The organism is Psychrobacter sp. (assembly GCF_030454045.1).
GTDB lineage: Bacteria > Pseudomonadota > Gammaproteobacteria > Pseudomonadales > Moraxellaceae > Psychrobacter.
Window position 1 is genome coordinate 1 of sequence record NZ_JAKDJE010000004.1, and the last position, 23,842, is coordinate 23,842.

At 45.5% G+C, this 23,842-nt stretch carries 15 protein-coding genes; 4 read left to right on the forward strand and 11 right to left on the reverse strand.

The window, feature by feature from the left end; translation table 11 throughout:
* A partial coding sequence (locus tag L0G63_RS13665) for a hypothetical protein (protein ID WP_367618347.1) occupies positions 1 to 61 on the reverse strand: 61 nt, incomplete at its 3' end.
* 720 nt (positions 62 to 781) lie between these two features.
* Between L0G63_RS13665 and L0G63_RS01295 the strand changes: the two genes are divergently transcribed.
* Positions 782 to 1,681: a LysR family transcriptional regulator gene (locus L0G63_RS01295; RefSeq protein WP_301449033.1), complete on the forward strand. Its 900-nt coding sequence runs from the start codon at positions 782 to 784 to the stop codon at positions 1,679 to 1,681.
* 112 nt (positions 1,682 to 1,793) lie between these two features.
* On the opposite strand, the gene L0G63_RS01300 is transcribed toward L0G63_RS01295, so the two are convergent.
* Positions 1,794 to 2,975 (reverse strand): aspartate aminotransferase family protein, encoded by a 1,182-nt coding sequence (locus L0G63_RS01300; protein WP_301449034.1) that lies wholly within the window; start codon positions 2,973 to 2,975, stop codon positions 1,794 to 1,796.
* 41 nt (positions 2,976 to 3,016) lie between these two features.
* On the reverse strand, positions 3,017 to 3,208 hold the full coding sequence (locus L0G63_RS01305; protein WP_301449035.1) for a DNA gyrase inhibitor YacG: 192 nt from the start codon (positions 3,206 to 3,208) through the stop codon (positions 3,017 to 3,019).
* Between the two features lie 182 nt (positions 3,209 to 3,390).
* Between L0G63_RS01305 and L0G63_RS01310 the strand changes: the two genes are divergently transcribed.
* A complete protein-coding gene (locus tag L0G63_RS01310) occupies positions 3,391 to 4,080 on the forward strand; it encodes a DUF938 domain-containing protein (protein ID WP_301449036.1) in 690 nt (229 codons plus the stop codon).
* 57 nt (positions 4,081 to 4,137) lie between these two features.
* On the opposite strand, the gene L0G63_RS01315 is transcribed toward L0G63_RS01310, so the two are convergent.
* Both L0G63_RS01315 and purD read right to left on the reverse strand, forming a co-directional pair.
* A complete protein-coding gene (locus tag L0G63_RS01315; RefSeq protein WP_301449037.1) occupies positions 4,138 to 5,532 on the reverse strand; it encodes an AarF/ABC1/UbiB kinase family protein in 1,395 nt (464 codons plus the stop codon).
* A 413-nt stretch (positions 5,533 to 5,945) separates the two neighbouring features.
* Positions 5,946 to 7,253 carry a phosphoribosylamine--glycine ligase gene (purD, locus tag L0G63_RS01320; RefSeq protein WP_301449079.1) on the reverse strand — a complete coding sequence of 436 codons (1,308 nt, stop codon included), beginning with the start codon at positions 7,251 to 7,253 and terminating at the stop codon, positions 5,946 to 5,948.
* Positions 7,254 to 7,707: 454 nt separating this feature from the next.
* On the opposite strand from purD, the gene L0G63_RS01325 reads away from it, so the two are divergent.
* Positions 7,708 to 12,552 carry an NAD-glutamate dehydrogenase gene (locus tag L0G63_RS01325; protein ID WP_301449038.1) on the forward strand — a complete coding sequence of 1,615 codons (4,845 nt, stop codon included), beginning with the start codon at positions 7,708 to 7,710 and terminating at the stop codon, positions 12,550 to 12,552.
* 118 nt (positions 12,553 to 12,670) lie between these two features.
* Here L0G63_RS01325 and L0G63_RS01330 read toward each other — a convergent pair whose 3' ends face one another.
* From L0G63_RS01330 to cysG, 3 genes are all read right to left on the reverse strand, one after another.
* Positions 12,671 to 16,549, reverse strand: a complete 3,879-nt coding sequence (locus L0G63_RS01330) for an AAA family ATPase (protein ID WP_301449039.1) — start codon at positions 16,547 to 16,549, stop codon at positions 12,671 to 12,673.
* Positions 16,550 to 16,629: 80 nt separating this feature from the next.
* Positions 16,630 to 18,246: an exonuclease SbcCD subunit D C-terminal domain-containing protein gene (locus L0G63_RS01335; protein WP_301449040.1), complete on the reverse strand. Its 1,617-nt coding sequence runs from the start codon at positions 18,244 to 18,246 to the stop codon at positions 16,630 to 16,632.
* 202 nt (positions 18,247 to 18,448) lie between these two features.
* Complete coding sequence (cysG, locus tag L0G63_RS01340; protein ID WP_301449041.1) at positions 18,449 to 20,050, reverse strand: siroheme synthase CysG; 1,602 nt, start codon at positions 20,048 to 20,050, stop codon at positions 18,449 to 18,451.
* A gap of 281 nt (positions 20,051 to 20,331) precedes the next feature.
* Between cysG and L0G63_RS13670 the strand changes: the two genes are divergently transcribed.
* A complete protein-coding gene (locus L0G63_RS13670) occupies positions 20,332 to 20,514 on the forward strand; it encodes an SDR family NAD(P)-dependent oxidoreductase (RefSeq protein ID WP_367618348.1) in 183 nt (60 codons plus the stop codon).
* A gap of 205 nt (positions 20,515 to 20,719) precedes the next feature.
* Here the strand turns inward: L0G63_RS13670 and L0G63_RS01345 are convergent, their stop codons facing one another.
* The 3 genes from L0G63_RS01345 to L0G63_RS01355 are packed head-to-tail and all read right to left on the reverse strand — an operon-like array spanning position 20,720 to position 23,678.
* Positions 20,720 to 21,358, reverse strand: coding sequence for a phosphoadenosine phosphosulfate reductase family protein (locus L0G63_RS01345; protein WP_301449042.1), 639 nt, complete (start codon positions 21,356 to 21,358; stop codon positions 20,720 to 20,722).
* 51 nt (positions 21,359 to 21,409) lie between these two features.
* Positions 21,410 to 22,000 carry a DUF934 domain-containing protein gene (locus L0G63_RS01350; protein WP_192993100.1) on the reverse strand — a complete coding sequence of 197 codons (591 nt, stop codon included), beginning with the start codon at positions 21,998 to 22,000 and terminating at the stop codon, positions 21,410 to 21,412.
* Entirely contained in the window at positions 21,993 to 23,678 is a 1,686-nt protein-coding gene (locus L0G63_RS01355) for a nitrite/sulfite reductase (protein ID WP_301449043.1), read from the reverse strand. The genes L0G63_RS01350 and L0G63_RS01355 overlap by 8 nt, the downstream gene beginning before the upstream one ends.
* Between the last annotated feature and the right edge of the window lie 164 nt (positions 23,679 to 23,842).

Consider the following 23,842-nt stretch of genomic DNA (forward strand, 5'->3'; position numbering starts at 1 on the left):
AGCCAATTGTTGAGCCTGAGCCAATTGTTGAGCCTGAGCCAATTGTTGAGCCTGAGCCAATTGTTGAGCCTGACGCAAATGATTCTCAGTTAGCAGTACCATTAGATGAAGATCCTCGTACTTTATTACGCTGCGCACCTCAAGAGTTGACAGGGGAGTGGAACTCGGAAAAATGGGATTATTGGCTACAGACAGCTCGTGAGGCAGAAGTGTTGGCACAGGATGAGTTGGCACTTGCCCGTCAAGGTACGATGGTAGGTCAATGTAATGGCACAGCCACGTTTTTGACCAGTGTTGATAGTAGACATTTACAAGCGACTTTCCAGCAGTTAGCTGCTAAGCTGCAGCAACAGTTCACAAGTGCAGAGATTGATTTAAAAATTGATAGTAGTATTATGCAAAGCGATGACAAAACACCAGAGCGTCGCCAGCAAAAACGTCTGGAGCAAGCCAAAACTGTTGCTGAGACGAAATTGCTACACACTCCAGTAATGCAATATTTGACTGAGCGCGGTGAAGGAAAAATGGGTAAAGTACAGCTATATTAAGTTTCAAAAAAAGCTGTTATTAACCTCATTTAAAAATATAGATATGTTTTAGCAGTGGTTTTATATAAAATATCAAGGTGATATTGTGCTATCGCCTTGATATTTTTTGTTTTTATTGAATAAGCAATTTGCTTTCTTAAAAAATGAAAAATATTTAATAACGATAATATAAAGCAAAATTCGTTATAATGGTTAAGTTAGATTAAAAACTGAAATGAAGTTTAGGTGAGAATATGTTGGATAATTTACGCGGTATGGCTGTGTTCGCCAGTGTGGTCGGACACGGCTCTTTTAGTGGTTCTGCTCGCGAGCTTGGTATTACCACCAGTGCAGTCAGTCAGCAAATTCGTTCGCTCGAAAATGAGCTGGGTGTGGTGTTATTACATCGCTCGACTCGTAAGCTCAGCTTAACGGAAGCTGGTGAGAGCTTTTATGAGTCTGCAAAAGATGTGGTCAGTGCTGCCGAACAAGGTCGGATCAAAGTCAATCAATTGCGAGATGAGTTGGCGGGTAGTTTGCGTGTATCAACGACGCCTGAGCTTGGTGTGAATCATATATTGCCAGCGCTCTCCACATGGATGGCGGCACACGATGATTTGAGCGTGACCTATCTTGCAGACAACCACTATATCGATATGATTGATGAGCGTATCGACATCGCCATTCGCATGAGTCCATCGATTAATGACTCGAGTCTAAGTAGCCATCCTCTCACCGATGTGCGCCAGTTACTCGTGGCTTCACCCCAATATCTGCGTCAGCATCCTAAGATTAATACACCAAAAGATTTGGCTGATCATCAGCTCATTTGTATCGAAATCATGAAAGATGCCAATCAAGTCGATATGATCAAGACGGAAACGAACAAAAAAACGCGTGTGAAAATGAACTCGCGTATCTATACCAATAACGTTTTTATGGCGACAACGTTAGCTAAAGAAGGCCATGGCTTGGTGAGAATGATGGAAATGGACATCAAAAAAGAGCTTGAGAGCGGAGAGCTGGTAGAGGTGCTAACCGGTTATCAATTGCCAAGTTTTGTATTATATGCTGTCACCTTAAACCGTGATCAACAGCCAGCTAAAATTACTCGTTGCCTAGAAGTATTAAAAAAGTACTTTCATGCCAACTAATCGCTGCTCACACTAAGTACAAATCGTTTTAAGAAGTAGTCAGCAAAAAGCCTACGGATATCATCAACCATAGGCTTTTTTTATGTTAGTTATATCTAAGTTTTAAGGGGCTTTAGAATGAAGGTCTCAATAGATCGACCAAGCGATCAGCGACTTGTATGCTCTCATCACGGCTCATATTGAGCGGGGGTAGCAAACGCACCACATGCCCACCCGTCACATTGATGATGAGGTTTTGCTCATCACGGGCGCGATCTACCAGTTGGCTACAGTCCATATCCTCTGGCAGCGCAATACCAATCATCATACCAGCACCGCGACTGCTCACACCATGCTGTCCTAGTGCATTGACTATACTCTCTCGGATAAATAGTCCTTCCGTCACCGCGTTTTCCATGATGTCGCTATTTGCAAGCACATCGTACACACTATGTACCACACGACTGGCTAACGGTGTGCCACCGTAAGTAGAGCCATGGCTCCCTGCGCCAAATAAGCCATTGGCACGGCCACGTACCATACAAGCGCCGACTGGAAATCCATTGCCCAAACCTTTGGCAGTGGTTAATACATCAGGACGAGCATTGCTATGCTGATAGGCAAAATACTGGCCAGTACGACCATTGCCGGTTTGCACCTCATCAAGCATAAATAGCCAGTTGTGGGCGTCACATTCTGCCTGTAGTTGCTCTAAATACGTAAAACCGTTATCTGCCGTATTGAGACCACCTTCTCCTTGAATAGGCTCTACAAAAATAGCGCAGATCTCTTCATAATCCAGTGCAGCCTGCTGAACGGCAGCAATGTCACCAAATGGTACACGAATAAAGTCATCGTCTAGCGTATAAAACCCTTCACGAGCTTTTGGATTGGCAGTGGCTGATAAAGATAGCAATGTACGACCGTGAAAGGATTGCTCCATAACAATCACTTTTGGACGCACAAAGTCTTGCTGCGATGCATATAGGCGAGCAAGCTTTAGTGCCGCTTCATTGGCTTCAGCGCCACTGTTGGCAAAAAATACGCTGTCCATTTGGGCGGCGTTACATAACACCTCTCCTGCGCGCTCTTGCCAGTCGATACCGAACAAATTACTCGTATGAACCAAGGTAGATGCCTGCTGCTGAATAGCATCGGTTATCTGTGGATGGCAGTGCCCTAGTCCGCAAACTGCGATGCCAGTTAAGGCATCTAAGTATGGCGTATCGTCTTTTGTATATAGCCAACTGCCTGCACCGCGGGTAAAGCTGATGGGTTGACGATTATAAGTAGGCATAAGGTAAGTAGCAGACATGTAAAACATCCTTGGTATAATAAGTTGGATAGAGAGGTAAGTTATAGCTCGTCAGAAAAAGGCGTGGTTTCAGCAGGTAGAGTATAGTCTTCGTTTGCCCACGCGCCCAAATCAATGAGCTTACAACGACTGCTACAAAATGGCTTATATTTATTGTCTTGCCAAGCAGTTTGAGTGCCGCAGCGCGGGCAAGGGTAGGTTTTGGGAGCTGTGTTGGGAGTAGAGTCAGTCATAATAAAGGTGACAGTATCCTTGATGTTGTTAGTATTATTGGTGCCAAGCAGTCACTGGCCGTCATATAAATGACGATGGATTTGGGAGGGCTGGCTATCGCTATATTACTATTCGATGAGATTGGCTATATAATAGCATGGGGCAGAATAATGACAAAAGATAAATGCTTTAAGGATAGTAGATGACAGACCATATTGAGCTTACCCATCAACAAGAGCGTGCTTTTCAACCACAAAAGCTCTCCGCACCGCGTGATTTTATTACACCAACAATTATCAGCGAAAATACAGACGACAAACCGCTAATACTGGAGATTGGCGCAGGGAAGGGCAAGCATGCGCTGAGTTTTGCTATGCAAAATCCTGATAAGCATTTGATAGCGATTGAACGTACTCGCAATAAGTTTGACGCTTTCTCAAAACTGGCTAAGCAACAAGACCTACCAAACCTAGATGCGATCCATGCCGATGCCATCGCTTGGATAGTATATGCCATCAAACCCAATAGTGCGGCCAAAATTTTTATTCTTTATCCCAATCCTGAGCAACATAATCCTAACCAGCAGTGGCTCAATATGCCTTTTTTTGAATTTCTCTTGTCTCGATTAAAGGTGGGTGGGGAGATCGTACTGGTTACGAACATCGAATCATATATGGACAATGCAGAGCGGCAGGCAGCCAAGCTATGGTGCCTGCCAAATAGCCGTCATCGAGTACCAACTGACAGTCAGCGTACGCACTTTGAAGTGAAGTATCTGGCTCGGGAAGAGGTGTGCTGGGAGCTTAATATCTGTAAGCCAAAATGGTATAAAACCCGGTTTGATAGTTGGCATGCCAACCACGATCGTAAATATAATAGCCTAAGCAAATAAATGTAGAAAATAAAAAGCCCTCACTAAGGGACGGCAAAAATTTTACTAGATACAAAATTATAAGTAAGGTTTCACCAAGTTATTAGAGTTGGTATGAGCATCGAGAACTGTCAAAAGCGTATAGGCACCAATAAACTTACGGCTTATGAACATAAATTCTTTTGGTGGAAGATTGAATTCAAAAGACTGCATAGAGCGAGTAGCAGCAGCAGACAAGCGAGAGTGTAAATCACTATTTGCCCAAATATAACGCTTTTGCTCGTCTAAACACTGAGTAGGAATGTCTTCATTTATATTCGGGTTGCTAAAGGGCTCGGTCGCCAATAAGAACAATGAGGCAATATCAGAACGTACCTTATTGCTCATGCTGTCAAAAAAATCATAACCTGTCATCGCAAGTGTCATTGCATGATGGTCATGGTGATATCCTGCTTTTAATAATCCACGTGCAATCGTCAATAAGTTATTATCGAACTGTCGAATCGCGCCAAAATCTAAAAGCACCAGCTTATCGATATCATCTCCATTGTCACTGACTCGAACCAGATAGTTACCAAAGTTAGGATCGGTCTGCATCTCACCCCATACAAAAATCTCTTGCATCATGATCTCGATAGCAGCTTGTCCAATAGCATTACGGCGTTCATGAGACAGTAATTGTAATGCTTCAGAAACGACAGTAATGCCTGGTTCATATGACATGCACAATAGACGTTTTTTTGAGTAAGCCCGATTAATTTTGGGAACAACATAACGAGGATCATGACTCAAACGCTCGTAAAAACGCTCTGTCGTGGCGGCTTCGGCTTCATAGTCAACTTCGTGATGGAGTAGATCACGTATCTCTTCAAACCAAGTATCCAGTGCGCGCGTTTGGGGAACGATATTGCTGACTTTTAGTAAGCGCTTAAACAGAGCCAAGTCAGAATTGATGGCATCGGCCACCCCCGGATACTGAATCTTCAACACGACTTGTTCACCAGTTGCTAATACTGTCGCCCGATGGACTTGGGCAAGAGAAGCCGTTCCAATAGGTACAGGGTCGACGTCAAGCTCATTCAATTTATTGCCTAACAACTGGCGCAATGTTTGCTCGATGGTAGGCCAAGTCAAGGTTGCTGTGTCATCATTGAGCGTCTGTAGAGCACGAGTGATCTCTGGTGGCAATATATGCTCACCATAAATTGCCAGCATTTGACCAATCTTAACAACAGACCCTTTTAGCTTGCCAAGCTCTGATGCCAGATAACTGGCTTGAGCTTCCATAAACGCTTGATTACGTGCGGTGCGTGCTTCTTTATTTAAAAACATACCAGACACGCTATTACCCGCCCAACGACGACCAATGTTTAAGGATGTTTTGGCAATCGACAAGCGGCGATCGAACCCGGAGGTTTTTAGACTATCGATTGATTGTTTTTTGCTAGAAGGTTTAGACGTATCATTTGCCATAAATATAATCATTCATCCAGTTGGTATTGATTTGTGGGTTCGGGACCTACAATACAAGGGAGATGTGATGCACGGGTACAAAATTGTATCATATAAAGCGCATAGGGTTTATGAGCGCAGGCTGGCTGTTGATAGTTAGTTTGTAAGTTAGTTTGTAAGTTACTTTGTAAGTAGCATTCATTGCATCATGCTTTGCCGATTTAATGTTGAAAATCATGCTCAAATCTGCATTATCACTGCGCGGTCGGCTTATTTTGTAAGAGCAGTTGGTTAAAAATCAGTAGGAACAATGAATAGCAAAAAATAAGACCTAGCGCGATGCTAGGTCAAATAATAGTATGAGATATTAGTAGTACTGTCTCAATCAGGCGTATCTAGTAAAAGACGTGCTTCATTTGATAAAGGGCTACTTATTAGACGTTTTCACGCGCAATGGCATGATGACCGATGTCGCGGCGGTACTGAGCACCATCAAAACTAATAGCAGCTGTGATTGCTAGTGCTGCTTGCTGAGCATCAGAAATACTGTCTGCTAAAGCTGTCACACACAATACGCGTCCGCCGTTAGTGACGATTTCGTTTTCATTATCAGTAGAGAACGCTGTACCCGCATGGAATACTTTAACGGTATTATCAGCATTATCTAGCTCTGGCAAGCCTGCGATGACATCGCCCTTTGATGATGTTTCAGGGTAGCCTTTTGATGCAACCACAATACCAAGGGCAGGGCGCGTCTCCCATTTTGCTTCACTTGGTAATTGACCTGCCAACCCCTGTGCAACCAAGTCCACCATTGATGATTGCAAGCGCATCAAGATAGGCTGCGTTTCTGGATCACCAAAGCGGCAATTGAATTCAATTACATAAGGATCGCCTGCTTTGTCAATCATCAGGCCTGCATACAAAAACCCAGTATAAGGGTGTCCTGCGTCTTTCATCGCATCGACGACTGGCTGAATGACTTGTGACATCACTTTGTCATGTACTGATTGAGTGACGACTGGCGCAGGTGAGTAAGCACCCATGCCGCCCGTGTTAGGGCCTGTATCCCCTTCAAAAGCACGCTTGTGATCTTGGCTGGTTGCCATTGGTAAGATGTTGTCACCATCAATCATGCAAATAAAGCTGGCCTCTTCACCTTCTAAGAACTGCTCGATGACCACACGGCTACCAGCATCTCCGAATTTGTTGTCCGCGAGCATGTCATCGATTGCGTCATGCGCCTGCTCAATCGTCTCAGCGACAATCACGCCTTTACCAGCAGCAAGCCCATCGGCTTTGATAACGATCGGTGCGCCTTGCTCATCAACATAAGCTTTGGCAGCGGTAGCATCTGTAAATCCTTGATAAGATGCCGTTGGAATATTATTTTGTTCCATGAACTCTTTGGCAAAAGTTTTTGAGCCTTCTAACTGCGCACAGTAGGCAGTTGGGCCCCATGCTTTGATATCTGCATCACGGCACGCATCCACAATGCCAGTCACCAAAGGGGCTTCTGGCCCAACAATGACCATGTCGATATCGTTGTTTTGGCAAAAGGTAATGACAGCATCGTGCTCGCCATCATCAGTCGGTACTAAGACCACATTTTGGCATTTAGGTTCAAGGGCAGTACCCGCATTACCAGGAGCGACATAAACGTTTTTGACGTTGTCATCTTTTGCACACTGCCATGCCAGCGCGTGTTCACGACCACCTGAACCAATTACCAAAATATTCATCATACCTTTTGCCCTTAGCAATAACGTTAATAATGAGCGAGTCGCTCGCTCTTAGATATATCGGCATATTCTAACAAAAAAATAGGGCTGATTACTATGAGTATCCACTTGCCAGCGCCTAAACTTGAATATTAGGGCATTCAGCATCATTGTCTTATTAGCAAAGGTTATCGACATATCGCTGATTCATGAAATGATGTTGTATGCTTTAGCTCGCAGCGCATGTGCGTTAAACTTCACTATATTGATAGTATTAAATCCTGATAGCCACATATTCATAAAAATAAGAAAAAAAGGAGACAATCTTTAGACGTTATAAAAAAAGAATAAGTTGCATGATTGGATATACTGTCACAGCATCACACGCTAACAAGTGCTATATGCAAGGACAGTAATTAATATTGATAAACACAAATAAATAGACAAACCAAACCTATAAAAAGGACGACGGACAATGCCAAACTCCCTCAGTATCGCAAAAGAGCGCATTAGCCAAATAAGCGATATTGCTACCAGCTATGTACAAAAAGACAAATCGCTATTTGATCATTTTATTCATAGCTATTATCAACCGCTGCACAAAGAAACGGCAGCGGAGATTAGCAATGCTGACTTGGCAGGCATGGCGCTACACCATTTTACGCTACTACAAGCCTATGACTGCAGCAAACCGCAACTGGCTGTATTGAATCCATTAGCAGAAGAACAGCATTTTCATAGCTCGCACACCGTCATTCAGATTGTGGCTTATGACAGACCATTTTTAGTCGATACGATTTTGATGAGTCTTGAAGCGGAAGGTATCGATGTGCACCGCACTTACAATATTATCGTTAGTGTCAAACGCGATGATGATGGTCATATTACTTATGTTGAAGGCGCTCATGAAAGTGCGACCTCACATTTGTCTTTGATCCATTGTGAAATTGCGTATCAAGATGATGAAAACTTGGAAGCATTACAACAAATGCTCATGTCTAAAATTGATACCTTAGACACTGTTGTTGGTGATTGGAAGCAAATGCGCACGCAGCTAAATGAGATCAAAGCTGAATTGTCTAAAAAACCATTGCCAGAAGTGTTTTATTCACAGCAAGAGATTCAAGCATTTTTAGATTGGATCTTAGATGACCACTTTATCTTCTTGGGCTACCGTGAGTATCGCTTAGAAGGCGGTCATGAGATAGACGTCAGCGACCCCACCAACTTAGATTTATTTGCAATCGGTAATAGCGGTCTTGGTCTGTTGCGCGGTTCTGAAGAAGACAAGCTGTCAGAGAGCTTCAATCAACTGCCTAAAGGATTAAAGCAGCTACTGACCGAGCCACGTGTGTTGATGCTATCCAAATCCAGCCGTGTATCGCCGATACATCGTTCAGTATATATGGACTTTTTGGGTATTCATAAGTTTGATGATAATGGCAAATTGGTTGGTGAATATCGTTTCATCGGTCTATTAACATCGCAAGCCTATCAGCTGACCGTACAGCAAATACCGCTATTACGCGAAAAAGCCAACCAGATTATGGCCATGGCAGATTTACCACGCGATGGCCATGCGCATCATAAAATGATGCATGTGATCAACACCTTGCCGCGTGATGACTTATTCCAAGCCAGCGTCGAAGAGCTGTATCCTATTGTTTCAGGTATCAGTCAGCTACAGGATAAAAAGAGCTTACGCCTATTTAGTCGTATCGATCATTATCAGCGTTTTGTGTCGTGCTTGGTTTATATTCCGCGTGATAAGTTCAACACTGAGCTACGCATCAAAGTACAAAATGTCTTAAAAGACGCCTACAACGGTCTGTCTTCAGGATTTACGACTGAGTTCAATGAATCGGCTCATGCCCGCGTACACGTTCATGTTCGTACAATCCCAGGTCAGGTAAATGACGTCAATATCGCAACATTAGAAGCCAAATTGTCTGCACTCATGCAATCATGGGATGACAATTATCAAAAAATGCTACTCGATAATGTGGGCGAACAACAAGCCAACGCTTTGACTCGTCGCTTTTTAGATTACATTCCTGCAGCTTACCAAGAGCGTTTTGATGCGCGTACCGCTGTCGAAGATACGAAGCGTCTGGCGGGACTGACCGCAGAGAATCCGATGCTTTGGCACTTGTACCGCTCAACTGGCGATGCAAACAATCAATTGCATCTAAAGCTATATGGCCGTGAACAACCCGTTATTTTGTCCAAAGTATTGCCGATACTTGAAAATTTTGGTGTATCGGTTATCTCAGCACAAACTTATGAGTTTGATTTGCCAGAGCAGCCAATTTGGATGCAAGAGTACGAGCTGACGCTAGAGCATGTCGATACGGTCAATATGCAAGTCGTACGTGGTCAGTTTGAAGACAGCCTCAAGCAGATCTGGGCTGGACGTGTTGAAAGCGATTCATTCAATGAGCTTGTCTTAACCACCAAACTTGATACTTATGATGTGGTCGTATTGCGTGCTTTGTCTCGCTATATGTTGCAAGCCCGCGCGCCATTCTCCAGTGCTTATATTCAGCAAACTGTCGTTAAAAACAGTGATATCAGTGTGGCATTGGGCAGCTTGTTTGATGCGCGCATGAACCCTGAATATAGTGATGAGACGCGCCAAGAAAAAACGACCAAATTCCAAGAGCAGATCACAGCCGCACTAGCAGATGTGGATAGCCTAGATGAAGATCGTATCCTGCGCTGGTACTTGGATCTGATTAATGCCATGGTTCGTACCAACTTCTATCAAACGGATGATGAAGGTGAGCGCAAAGATCGTTTGTCGTTTAAGTTCTTGGCAGCAGACATTCCAAATCTGCCCAAGCCAAAGCCCATGTTCGAGATATTTGTCTATTCACCGCGCGTTGAAGCGGTGCATTTACGCGGCGGAAAGGTCGCTCGTGGTGGTTTGCGCTGGTCAGATCGTATGGAAGATTTCCGTACAGAAGTGCTTGGCCTCGTCAAAGCACAGATGGTCAAAAATGCCGTCATCGTCCCTGTCGGCTCTAAGGGCGGCTTCATTGTCAAAACCAAAAGCATGGCTGATGGTCGTGAGGCGTTCCAAGCAGAAGGCATTGCCTGCTATCAAACGTTCTTACGCGGTATGCTTGACGTCACAGACAACATTGTAGATGGCAACATCGTCCCGCCAGCCAACACTGTACGCCATGATGAAGATGATCCGTACTTAGTGGTTGCCGCAGATAAAGGCACAGCGACGTTCTCTGATATCGCCAATGCGCTCGCCGCAGAATACAACTTTTGGCTAGATGATGCCTTTGCCTCAGGTGGTTCGGTCGGTTATGACCACAAAGCGATGGGTATCACCGCACGCGGCGGCTGGGAGTCGGTCAAACGTCACTTCCGTATGCGCGGCATGGATATCCAAAACCGTGATGACTTTACCGTGGTCGGTATTGGTGATATGAGTGGTGATGTGTTCGGTAACGGTATGCTGCTCTCAACGCATACCAAACTGGTTGCTGCCTTTAATCATCTACACATCTTTATTGATCCTAACCCAAATACGGCCAGCTCGTACGCTGAGCGCGCACGCTTGTTTGAGCTACCGCGCTCATCATGGGCAGATTATAACGACTCCTTAATCAGTCAAGGTGGCGGTATATTCTCACGCCAAGACAAAACCATCGCTATCAGTCCAGAGATGAAGTCGCTTTTTGAAATCAGCGAGGACACACTTGCTCCTAATGATCTGATTAGTGCGTTATTACGTGCGCCTGTCGATCTGATTTGGAATGGTGGTATCGGTACTTATGTCAAAAGTGCGAATGAGACGCATGCCGATGTCGGCGACCGTGCCAATGATTCGCTGCGTATCAATGGTAATGAGCTGCGCGCAGCTATCGTGGGTGAGGGTGGTAACTTAGGTCTAACCCAGCAAGGTCGTATCGAATACGCTCAAACGGGCGGACGCATATATACAGATGCCATCGATAATTCAGGCGGTGTAAACTGCTCGGATCACGAAGTCAATATCAAAATCTTACTTGGCAAAGTGGTCGAGCAAGGCGATATGACGCTGAAGCAGCGTAATGAATTGCTTGAGAGTATGACCGATACGGTAGCAGAATTGGTACTACGTCAGAACTACTTGCAACCACAAGCCATTGAGCTGAGTCATATTCGCGCCGCAGCCAATCTAAGCGATCATCAGCGCTTTATCCAAATGTTAGAGAGTGAAGGGCGTCTGGATCGTGCGATTGAGTACCTACCTTCAGATGAAGAGATTGCTAAGCGTCAAAAAGCAGATACTGGCTTGACCAATCCTGAGCTGGCTGTGGTCTTGGCCTATGGCAAAATGTGGGTCTATGACAATCTGCTGGCCTCTGATTTGCCAGACGATGCCTACTTCATCAATGAGCTACGCAAATATTTCCCAGATGAGCTTGCGTCACGCTTTTTTGACGAGATGACTGAGCACCGCTTGCATCGTGAGATTATCAGTACATACTTGACCAACAGTGTGGTCAACCGCTTAGGTATTGAAGCGTTATTCCGTCTCTTTGAAGAAACCGATCAATCACTGGCAACGATCGTGCGCGGTTATGTGATCAGCCGTGATGTGTTCAATGTATCGCGCGCCTGGAAAGCGCTTGAAGCGCTAGACAATCAGGTTGAAGCAACCCTACTGCTGAATCTTGAGCTGCGTCTACGTGATGCGCTTGAGCGCGGTGTGGTCTGGTTTATCAATGCCTTTGGTCAAAACTTACAAGTGGCAGATATGATTGGCCGCTTTAGTGACAGTGTTGAAAAGCTCACCAAGCCAAGTGGTTTCATCGAGCAGCAATTTGCTCAATACTTGCAAGAAGACACAAAGCGCTTGATGCAAAAAGACTTAACTGAGAACGATGCAAGCTTATTTGCGATGCTACCGTACTATGTCGATGCGCTTGATGCTGCATTGCTGGCAGAGCAATATGAGCGTCCTGTTGATGAGATTGCAACGCTATACTTTGAGGCTTATCAAGTGTTGCAGTTAGATTGGATGATGGACAATATTGCAACTTTACCGCAGCAAGATTATTGGGATCGCCGTGCACGCCATGCGCTAGTCAATGAGCTATCACGTAGTTTGCGTCTATTGATGGATGCTATCTTATCCAAACCAGATGCCAAGCAAGCCTTTAGTGAATGGAGAGCAAGACACGTTGATCAGCTTGCAACCGTGACAGCAGAGATGAACAATTTAGATGAGCTGCATAGCAACGATGAAGAAGGTCAAATCAGTCTCTCAACGTTGTCAGTACTAATGAGTGAGCTGAGTGGTCTTGTAACTAAATAATCACGACTCGATTATCTCGCTAGTAAAAAGTTGATTTAATAAAAAACCACCGATCTTTATGTTCGGTGGTTTTTTACTATTGCCCTATAAAGTGTGGGTCATAACAAACATTTTGGCTTTAGCTCGCAATTCTTTGGCAACCTTGCCCCGTTATCTGACTGAATCCACCTGATAGCTTCTCCACCTTGATTTGGGTCAAAATACGATCTTTTAGGGCTTGTACATGAGAGATCACCCCAATCAGTTTGCCTTCTTGTTGCAAGTTGGTCAGCGTATCTAGCGCGATATCTAAAGAATCCTCATCCAAAGTGCCAAACCCCTCATCCAAAAATAGCGAGTCCACGCGGATATTTTGGCTCGCCATTTGTGACAAGCCTAATGCGAGCGCCAGACTGATGATAAAGCCTTCACCGCCTGAGAGATTTTTGGTACTACGAATCTCGCCACCTTGATAATTGTCAATGACGTTCAGCTCAAGTGGACTGTCATCATCACGTACCAGTAAATAGCGATCACTCATTTTTTGCAGTTGCGTATTGGCATGACCAATCATGATGTCAAAGGTCAAGCCTTGCGCAAAGGTGCGGTACTTTTTGCCACTGCTTGAGCCAATTAAATCATTTAGCTGTCGCCATACTTGTAGTTTGTTTTTTTGAGTATTGATGGCATCAATCTGTGCTTGCTGGGTGTTTTTCTTCTCTTCATTGTCTCGTAGCTGTTGACTGATGGCACCAATCGTCTCAATACGTGTATTAAAGTCTTCTTGAGCTTGCTGTTGCTGCTGGGCAAGTGTCTCTCTGTCCTCTGTTGTTAGTGGTGCTGACTGCAAGTTGTTAAGCTCTCTCTCAACGCTCGCAACCGCCGATTGTGCCTGCTGTAGAGCATTATCAATACGACTCTGTATTGCTTTTAGACGACTGCGCTCATCAAATGGCAGGCGCGCCGCCAAAAATGCCACCTCATCAGCAAAATTAGAACCCGCCAGCGCGTTTTGAAAGGTATTCTGTTGTATTTCTAAAGTCTGCGCAGCCTCTTTGATACGCTCGGCTAAGGTCTCTTGCTGTTTTATGAGCTGCTGCAAATTATAGGTCTCGTTATCCAGCTGTCTTTGAGCCGTAGCATGATCGGTTTTTGCTTGTTCTAAAGTGTCTCTAAGCGCATGCTCAGCGGCATCGAGGTCGGACGCGGAAAAGAGTTGAGCACGTTTGCTTTGTAGCTGAGTTAAGGCGTCTTTTTGCTTATCCAGCGTTTGTATCATTTGCTTCAGGGCATCAGTGTCTTTGTTCAGCTGTGATTCTTTGCTCTCAATATAGGCTTGTATGCGCTCAAGGTCAGTCTGTAGTGCTTGCTGTTGGTTTTTATCTTCAGTAAAGGTATCCTTTAGTTGTAACAGTGCGCGGCGCTGCTCACGTAGCGCTTCAAGATGATGGTCGTACTCTTCATTGCTCAGCACGGATTGCTGCTCAATGCTGTCCGCGAGCGGCTGTAAGCTATCGGGCGCACGCTGTAGGGTGCTAAGCACCTCTGTCGGATAATTGCTGGCGGCATACGTGGCGATACATTGTAAAATGGTAGTGATGAGTGTTTGTAGCTCGACAAAATTTGCGGCAAGCTGTCCATGAATCGAGCTTATCGTATTTTCACTGATGGTAATCTTAGATTTTTGCTCAGAGATGTCATTTGTCAGCGTTTGCTGATCTTGTGCTGCGGCCTCTAATGTCTCACGCACACGGGCTAACTCTTCGGCGTAGCTGTCATAGCGTTTTAAAGTATCTGTGATGTCTGCTTTATACTGATTTAACTTATCTATACTGCCAGTAAGCCCTGACTCGAGGTCATTATCACTGCCCAGCGCCAATAACGGTTGTAGCACGGTGATAATCGTGCTGTCGGCAGTGTCTTTACTCTCCATCTGCTGGCTGACAACATGCAGCAGTTCCGTGATGGCGGTATCATGCTGCTGTATTTGCGTCGTGCGTTCGGCTTGCTGACTGTTTTCATTCTCAAGTGTACTTCGTTTGCTTGCCTGCTCAATCTGCTGGGCCGTAATGTTGTCATTCAGCTCGGCAATGACTTCATCCAACGTGCGAATAGACTCCGCCAGCTCCGCACTGTCGCTATCGGGCACAAGGTGTGGGTGCTGCTCGCTATATGGATGCTCCAGCGCACCGCACAGCGGGCAGGGGTGACCGTCTTGCAGATTAGCAATATGACTCTCTAGCGCGGCGACTTTTTGTTGTAGTTGCAGCTGGTTTGCTTTGTCTTGGCGTTTTTCTTGCGTATCTTTCAGCGTGGTTTTTTTGCTGACCAAAATATCATCATAGCCACTAATCTCACTATCCAACTGCTCGATGCGACGTGCAATCTGCGTGATTTGCATGTTCAAGACACGGCGTTGTTGATTGTGAAATCCTAGCTTTTCAAGCTGCTGACTGGTGCTGTCTATCTGTGTTTGCACCGCACGCATCTGCGTGATCGACTGAGTTTTCATAAGATCACTTTGAGCGGTTTGCAGTGCGGTTAATCGTTCTTGAGCTGCTTTATTTTTATCATCATGTGCTTGTTGGCGCTGTTGTTGTGCTGCCAATGCGGTTTTGTCTTCTTCTAGCTCACGTGTTTGGCGTATCTTGTCTTGCGAAAGCGCTGCATTTTGCTGTATTAAATCTTTTAGACGGCGGCAATCGCTGTCAAAGTTAGCAATGTCGCCATCTAATTGCGCCAACTGCGTGGTACTCGCTAGCTGCTTAGTGAGCTTATCTAAATGGGCTTGCTTGCTGCTGCGGTATTGCAGTTTTTCGTCTAATGCAGTCTTTGCATCAGTAATTTCTGTCGTCAGGGTGTCATGGTGACGTTGCGTCTCACGCAAGGTATGGTCTTGCTGGGCAATATTAATATCTAAGTCTCGGGCTTTTTTAATAGTGGGTAGCGCGGTTTGTAAGGCATCATCGGCGATGTGTACGTTAGCAATGGCCTTGTCAAGATACCCCCTGGCTTGTTCCAATGCAGCCTTTTGGTTTGGCAAGAGGTCATTTAGCTGCTTTGCGTCAGTTTGCATCTGCTGGTGCTGCGTACGCGCATTCGTCAGTTTGATAAACTGACTGTCAACCTCCAATGCCTGACTGGCCGCCGTCAGACGCTTGGCATCGGGGGTAAAGTCTTGCTCAGCTTTTTGAGCTTGCTCAAGATCCTGTTGATAAACACGCATTTTTTCTTTGGATGCTGTGACACTATCAAACCATTGTATTTTTTTGGCCAAATCTTCAATGCTTTGTTGCTGCGTGCGGTGACTGTCTTGATGAGATTGCAGCGCGCGCTTTAACTGATTTTCTTCATCGGCATCTAACAGCGCTAAGCCGTCTAGGCCGTATTGCAATTGACTGAGTATCGCCTCTTCACTGCGTTTTTTGTCAAACACCTGCGCTGAGATGATCGCGTAAATATCCGTACCCGTGATTTTTTCTAAAATATCAGCGCGCTCGTCAGCTTTGGCTTTTAAAAAGGCCGAAAAACTGCCCTGAGCCAGTAGTATTGAGCGGGTAAACTGCTGAAAATCCATCCTTGTCAGTTCAATAATTTTATTTTTAGTATGTTTTAGCGTGCTCTCTAGCAGCTCATCCTCTTTTGATGGAGCAGTGTGGTTTACCTTTGCAATCTCATGTGTCGCATCTTGTAGATTGCCAGTCGCTTTGTTATAGGCGCGGCGTTGGCCCCAGCGGCAGCGATAGTGTGTACCGTCTAAATCAATCACCACTTCAGCGAAACATTCTGCCGTTTGCCGCGTCATCACCTCATTGTTGCTTTTGCTGATACTGTTAATCCTTGGCGTTTCACCATAGAGTGCCAAGCAGATGGCATCCAAAATCGTGGTCTTGCCAGCGCCAGTCTGTCCTGTGATGGCAAAGATACCCTCGTCGGTAAAGGCGCTATCAGCAAAGTTAATATGCCACTCGCCTTTAAGGGAGTTGAGGTTTTTGAGTCGAAGTTCAATTAGGCGCATGAGTCAGTCTTATGATTAGTGGTCGCAGCAAAGGTAAAAATGGAACAAAAAGGGCATGGGAAATGTGAGGACTAACGGCACTATTTGGCCTGTTTGTCCTCATGTTGGAGGTCGTGCAGTATTTGACCATAAGCATTGCGGAGCGCGTCTTTTTGCGAGTCAGGGATAACATTTAGCATCAAGCAGCGCTCAAACACGTCCATTTCGTTTAAATCCTGCAAGGTTTCCGAGGTTTGCTGCTGATTGAGCACTTTATTATAAGTGCGGGTGTTCTTAATTTTGAGCACCTCACAAGGCAGTCCATCTACCATGGCGTGCACCTGCTCTCGCAAATCGCTAACGATCTCATCCCCCGTATAGATGACTTCTAGCCAAATGCTGTCGGTCGTGCTTAGTGATTGAATCGTGTGTTCAATCGCTGCGAGGTCACCAGAGATTTGCGCTAAGTGTTGAAATTTGGGGATTGGTAGGGATACTACTTGCATTTGATTGGATTCATCGCGGTGCAGTGTTTTATATTGGATATCGGTATCTAATGATTGATTTTTTTGCTCTTGCTGAGCAGAAGTGACATTGGTGACAATCGTTTTTTCTACTTGCTTATCTTCTAATGACTCATCAAATCCAAACAAGTCATCCATGAACAGCTCGGCTTGGCCAACTGTCTTTTTAACCGTTTTCTCTATTGGCTTTTTAGCAGTTGCGGTTTTGACAGTAGCCGCTTTGCTGGCAAGTTGAGAAGGGGCGCTCTCGATTGTAGCGTTCGCATGTTTATCTTCTTGACTTTCGTGTTCATTATTAAAGCCATCTGCAGCACCAAACTGTACAAGTAATACCTGTTTTTGCTGTTTTGCTTCCCCAAAACCCATCGCAATGGGTGAGCCTGAATAGCGGATATGCTCACAGCCGCCGACCCGCTGCGGCACATGCAGATGTCCCAGCGCCACATAGTCAAAGCAGTCAGCAAACGTGTCCGCAGAGACTTGGCCCAAATTACCCACATACAGCTCGCGCACGCCATCATCATCAGTCGTCTTTCCACCTGCGGCGAATAGATGCCCTGTGGCAATGATGGGAATACGCCGGTGATGAATTTTTATTAATTCTGCCTGTTGTTCTTTCGCAATGCTTGCTACTTCATCGTAATGGGTACGAATACCTTTGATAACATTGGCGTCTTTACTATCTGCAGACTCGCCAGCACGCGAGCTACGCACATCCCGATCGCGCAAATAAGGGACAGCGGCAATGATGCACTGCGGCTGGTTGTCACGGTCATGCAAAACCAGCACCTCATCCGCCAAGTCCTCACAAGCGGTTCCGATGACATGCACATTTAAAAATTTAAGGACTTTGCTTGGGGCGTCCAAAAAGGTGGGGGAGTCGTGGTTGCCTGCGACAATGACAATATGCTGGCAGCAAGTCACTGACACCTTACCCAAAAACTCATAATACAGAGCTTGCGCCTGATTGCTTGGGGTCATGGTGTCAAAAATGTCCCCCGCCACGATCAATACCTCGATTTGATGACTAATAATGGTGTCATAAAGCCATGCCAAAAACGCTTCAAACTCCTCATAGCGCATACGTCCGTAGAGCCTGCGTCCTAAGTGCCAGTCGGATGTGTGTAAGACCGTGAGTGGACGCGGGGGTAAGATGTCGATATCAGAAATGGATGACGATAGAGAGGCAGGCATAGGCAGCGGCTAATCATGGATAAAAGAGAACCTTTATTTTAACAAGAATGCGTCCGTTTTGCTGATATTGCGTTGACCTGATTGTAGCGGGTGATATGCCAAATGCGTGAGTGCTATCATCAACCAAAAAAGCCATACTTGATATCAGTCAGTATGGCTTTTTAAGTGGTGCTTGATATGTCTGGCGATTTGGTGTTGCGGACTACTGACGGCTTGAGGTGTCGTGACTGCTCTCATCTAACGAGGTCACCATCGACAGTGCATGTGCTTGTTGACCGACGGCTGCTGTCTTTGGTGTGGTGGCATTACCGCCGCGCAGCCAGTTTTCATCTGAAGGGCCACTGTTTTGATTGTATTGATTATACCAAGCCAAGTTATCATGCAGCGCGACCACATCCCCCATGATCAGCAGGGCGGGTGTCGGCAGCTGAGCGGTTTCTTGCTGACTGACGATGCTGGCAAGCGTACCTGTTAGGACTTGCTGATTGGGCATACTGGCATTTGAGACAACGGCAATCGGCGTATCAGCGCTGCGACCAGCGTCCATCAGGCCTTCGGTTAAACGTGCCAACGAATGTAGACCCATATAAAAGACAACAGTCTCATCAGTATTTAAGAAGTTTTTAAAGTTGCTATTAGGCATGCCTGCCTTTAAAAAGCCAGTCACAAAGCGTACCGACTGCGAGTGGTCACGGTGCGTTAAGGGAATCCCCGCATAGCTGGCAGCAGCATTGGCCGCGGTGATCCCTGGTACGACCTGATACGGCACACCATGAGCGCGCAGGCTTTCAATTTCTTCACCGCCACGACCAAAGATAAATGGATCGCCACCTTTTAGGCGCACCACACGCCGACCTTCTTTGGCGCTATTGACCAACAGCTCATTGATACCCAGTTGCGCGACCGTATGGTTGCTGCGTTTTTTACCAACAAACACTTTGTCTGCATCACGGCGGCAAAGATCCAGCACTTGTGGCGATACCAATGCGTCATAGTAGACAATATCGGCTTGCTGCATCAAACGCAGCGCTTTAAATGTCAAAAGCTCTGGGTCACCAGGGCCTGCGCCAACGATATAGACTTCGCCAACGGGGGGTGATTTTTTTTCTGACTCGTCTGATAGCGTAGGCGTTGTATTTTCCGCAGCATGGGCTTTATCATGAATAGCAGCGGCAGTACTATCTAAATCCGCTTGCAACTGAGCAGCCGCTTCGGTTTCATTACCAGCAAACATCAGCTGGCTGACTTGACCCTCAAACGCACACTCCCAAAATTGGCGGCGTCCCGTCAGCGTTGGTATTTTGGACTTTACCTCGCTGCGAAAATCACCTGCCAGCTTGGCCAGCTTGCCATAGCCTTGTGGAATCAATGTCTCAAGGCGTGCTCTTAATAGACGCGCCAACACTGGCGCTTTACCATTGGATGAAATGCCGATGACGATTGGATTACGGTCAATAATGGCAGGAAAAATAAAATCACATAAGGGTGGTGTATCGACCACATTGACGGGGATATTGAGCGCAGTCGCGTCGGCGTGAATCTCATGATTAAGCGTTTCATCGTCAGTGGCAGCAATAATCACGCGTGCGCCTGACATATAGGTCTTATGATAATTCTCGTAAATCAATTCGTGCTTGCTACCCTCAAGCAAGGCTTGTATCTCATGGCTGATATCGGGCGATACGATGGTAATACACGCACCCGCACGACTGAGCAAATCAGCTTTACGCAGTGCCACTTCGCCGCCGCCCACGATAAGCACTTTGCGGCCGTCTAATTTAAAAAATAGGGGAAACGTGTTCATAGCATCACCATCGATTTATTGTTATGACTTCATGGCGCCATTATGGTGCATTGCGCTCATTCGTGCGCCCATTGAATTGGCATTAGTATATTCGTTTTTGAAATATTCATTGATATTTTTCTGGCTAATAGGAATAGTCGCGATTGTATGAGGAAGACGGCAATCGAATCGTCAAAGATATTACAGATAACAATCAAGACGCCATCTTCGTAAAATCTGATGTGACGCAAAAGAGTGATATTCAAGCAGTGGTTGATTAAGCACTGACGACCTATAGTCAGATTAATATTTTGTATAACGGTGCTGGTATTCATAATGCTTATGACAATGCTGTTGAGCTAGAAGAAAATTTTTACGATAAATTGATGGCAATTAATGTCAAAGCGCCTTATCTGGCTTCAAAAATGGTGATTCCACATCTTATTAAGCAAGATTGCTGCACTTGCTGTGTTTTTGGCATCTGATGATTCTAATTATATGCAAGGCGCAAATGTCTTGATGGCGGGTGGTTGGGTGTTAGGTCGCAAGTAACGTTATTAATTGCCGATATGGTCGTCAATAATATAACAAACGATTCTTACGTTTCCTCATAATAGTAAAACAAAAAAGCCCACTCAAAATGAGAGGGCTTTTTTGTTTTTAACGAATGCTGTGAGCAATTATCAAAAATTACAACTGCGTGTGCAATCCGCACTCACGGCTTTCTTCTACTTTAGTTGGATCAAAGTAGTCATGCTCGTTTGGCAAGTTGTGCTCATCTAAGTACACGTCCAAATCAGCATCGGTTTTTTCAAACAATGGTGCTACTTTTAATACGCCATCTTTAGACATACTCAAGACATCAAGGTTTTGACGGAACTCGGTTTGGTCTTTACGAATCGCGTTAAACCATACATCAGGCTTTAGCTCAGCAAGGGCGCGGCGGAATGGCTCAAGTTTCACTTGTTCAGTGAACTCGCCATGTTGCGGGTTGTCAATGCCTGGGATGCCATTCATGGTGGCGTCACGATGGGCAGCGGTTTGTTTTGGAATATACGTCACGACGTTGAGATCAAGATCACGAATCAATTTGTTGGCAAACTGATAGGTCGCATCGGTGTTATAGCCTGAATCTACCCACAATACCGTGATGTCAGGGCGCTGCTTGGCAACCAAATGCAAGATCGCTGACTCATAAGGACGGAAGTTGGTGGTGATGATTGGGTTTTTGGCTTGCGTCAATGCCCACTCAACGATTTGCTCAGGTGATTTACCTTGCAAATCTTGGTTTGCTTGGTCGATATCTAGGTTTGGGTGTAATTGGCTCATAATACATTCCTTAATAATAGTTACTATAAAAATGGTTCTTTAATATTGAGTTTAGGTTTTTGAGAACATCGGTAATGCTGAAGCGTCTCGACCATCATAGCTACTGGCTAGGGCAGTGAAGGCTTGGCTAATATCAGATTTAGCATCATGCTCATTGAGTACAAAGCTGGTCGCACCAGCGCGCAGCAAATAAGCGATTTGATCACGACCAAACGCGCCTGCCATACGAATATCGCCTTCATAACCAAGCTGACGCAGGGTCTGTGCAAAACTAAAACCGCGACCGTCCACAAAACTTGGGACATGAATCACGATCAAATCTTGCGTCAATAAAAAGTCTTTTACATCAGGCAGATCATCAGCATCGGTGTTGGACGTAATCCACACACCCAATCGGCTGCTGTGCTGCTTGAGGATATCCAATACTTGCTCTAGCAAACCGTTTGCCAGTTTTCCATCAGCATTTAATAAATCTGCTAATGGGACAAGTACATCAACTTTTTCTTGTTTGTGTAACAGCTCAAGTAAGGTCAGGTTTGATAACGCGATACCGTCAGGCAGCTGCGCTGTCGCTAGCGCTTGCCAAGTATCTTCGCCACTGATGTCTGCGCCATGGCTATCGAGCACATGATGATTAGCCATAGACCTTCTCCTTAAAGGGGGCGATACCAACGCGGTCAATCACGTCACCAAAACCCTCAACATCTTGTTCGTTAGTGCCGCGTATATCGAGATAAACATCTAAAATGGTTTGTAAGGTGCTGGCCACATCATCCGCTGGCACCGCTTTTCCTAAGATTTTGCCCAATTTGGCGTCATTACTAGAGTTACCGCCAAGGCTAATCTGATACCAGTGCTCGCCTTTTTTGTCCACACCCAAGATACCGATATCCCCTGTGTGATGGTGGGCGCAGGCATTCATGCAGCCTGACATGTTCAGGCGAATATCGCCAAGATCATACAAGTAATCTAAATCATCAAACTGCTTTTCGATTTGCTCAGCAATATTATGCGTAGTAGCATTGGCGAGTGAGCAATAATCCCAACCTGGACAGACAATCATGTCGGTTAAGGTGTTGATATTGGCGCGTGCTAAATGCAAATCTGATAGCTGCTGCCACAATTCATAAAGCTCATTGGTTTGCACATCAGCGAATACCAGATTTTGCTGATACGTACCGCGCAACTCACCAAAGCTATAACGATCAGACAAATCGGCAAGCGCATCCATTTGCGCCTCACTCAAGTCACCTGATGGCACATAACGACCGTCTACCAGTCCGGCTTTTAAAGAGATCACTACCGCACGGTAACCGTCCACCTTATGTGCCACAGTATTCTGGTTATACCAGTTGGCAAAGTCTTTATCAGCGTTTAGTTGTTGTTGTAGCTCAGACTGTACTGCGAGCGCATCAAATGACTGATAATCAGGCATACTGAAGTAACTGGCAGCGGTGTCAAAATTGTCATCCGTCAAGGTCAGCGGACCGTCTTTGGTGTGCGCCTCCCACTCAGCCTCTACCAGTTTGGCAAACTGATCGCCGCCTAAGCTGTCGACCAAAATCTTGATACGGGCTTTGTATTTATTGTCACGACGACCATGCAAATTATAGACGCGCAAAACCGCATCAAGATAACTGAGCAAATGCTCGCGCGGTAAGAACTTGCGAATCGTTTTGCCGATAATAGGGGTACGCCCGAGGCCGCCGCCAACGATGACTTCAAAGCCAAGCTCGCCTGCGTCGTTTTTGACGATGTGTAGACCCACATCATGGACTTGCGTTGCCGCGCGATCCGCTTCGGTACCGATCACTGCAATTTTAAATTTACGCGGTAAAAAGGCAAACTCAGGATGAAAGGTTGACCACTGACGGATAATCTCACAATAAGGGCGTGGGTCATCGATTTCTTCCTTATGGATACCCGCATAAGGATCGGTTGTGGTGTTACGAATACAGTTGCCTGAGGTTTGGATGGCATGCATCTGTACTGTCGCAAGCTCAGCCAAAATATCTGGCACTTCTTCTAGTTTTGGCCAGTTCAACTGAATATTGGTACGGGTGGTCATGTGCCCATAGCCTTTATCGTACTTACGGGTAATCTCAGCCAATTTGCGTAGCTGATAGCTGGCAAGCAAGCCGTAAGGAATGGCAATACGGAGCATCGGTGCATAACGCTGGATATACAAGCCGTTTTGCAACCGTAATGGCAAAAACTGCTCTTCTGGCAGCTCACCTGCCAAAAATCGCTCAGTTTGGTCGCGAAATTGGGCAACTCGTTCGTCTACTAACGTCTGGTCAGCGTAATTATATTGATACATGACGTAATCTCAGTTTTGTTTTTAGTCTTAAAAGCAGCGATGGCAGCAATCTAATATCTGTGCTCGTAGGTGATAGACTTTACCACAAATCGCCATTTAAACAATTCAGGGTCACATCATATAAGCTTCTATCTATAAACATAAATTCCTTTCAGACATATCCA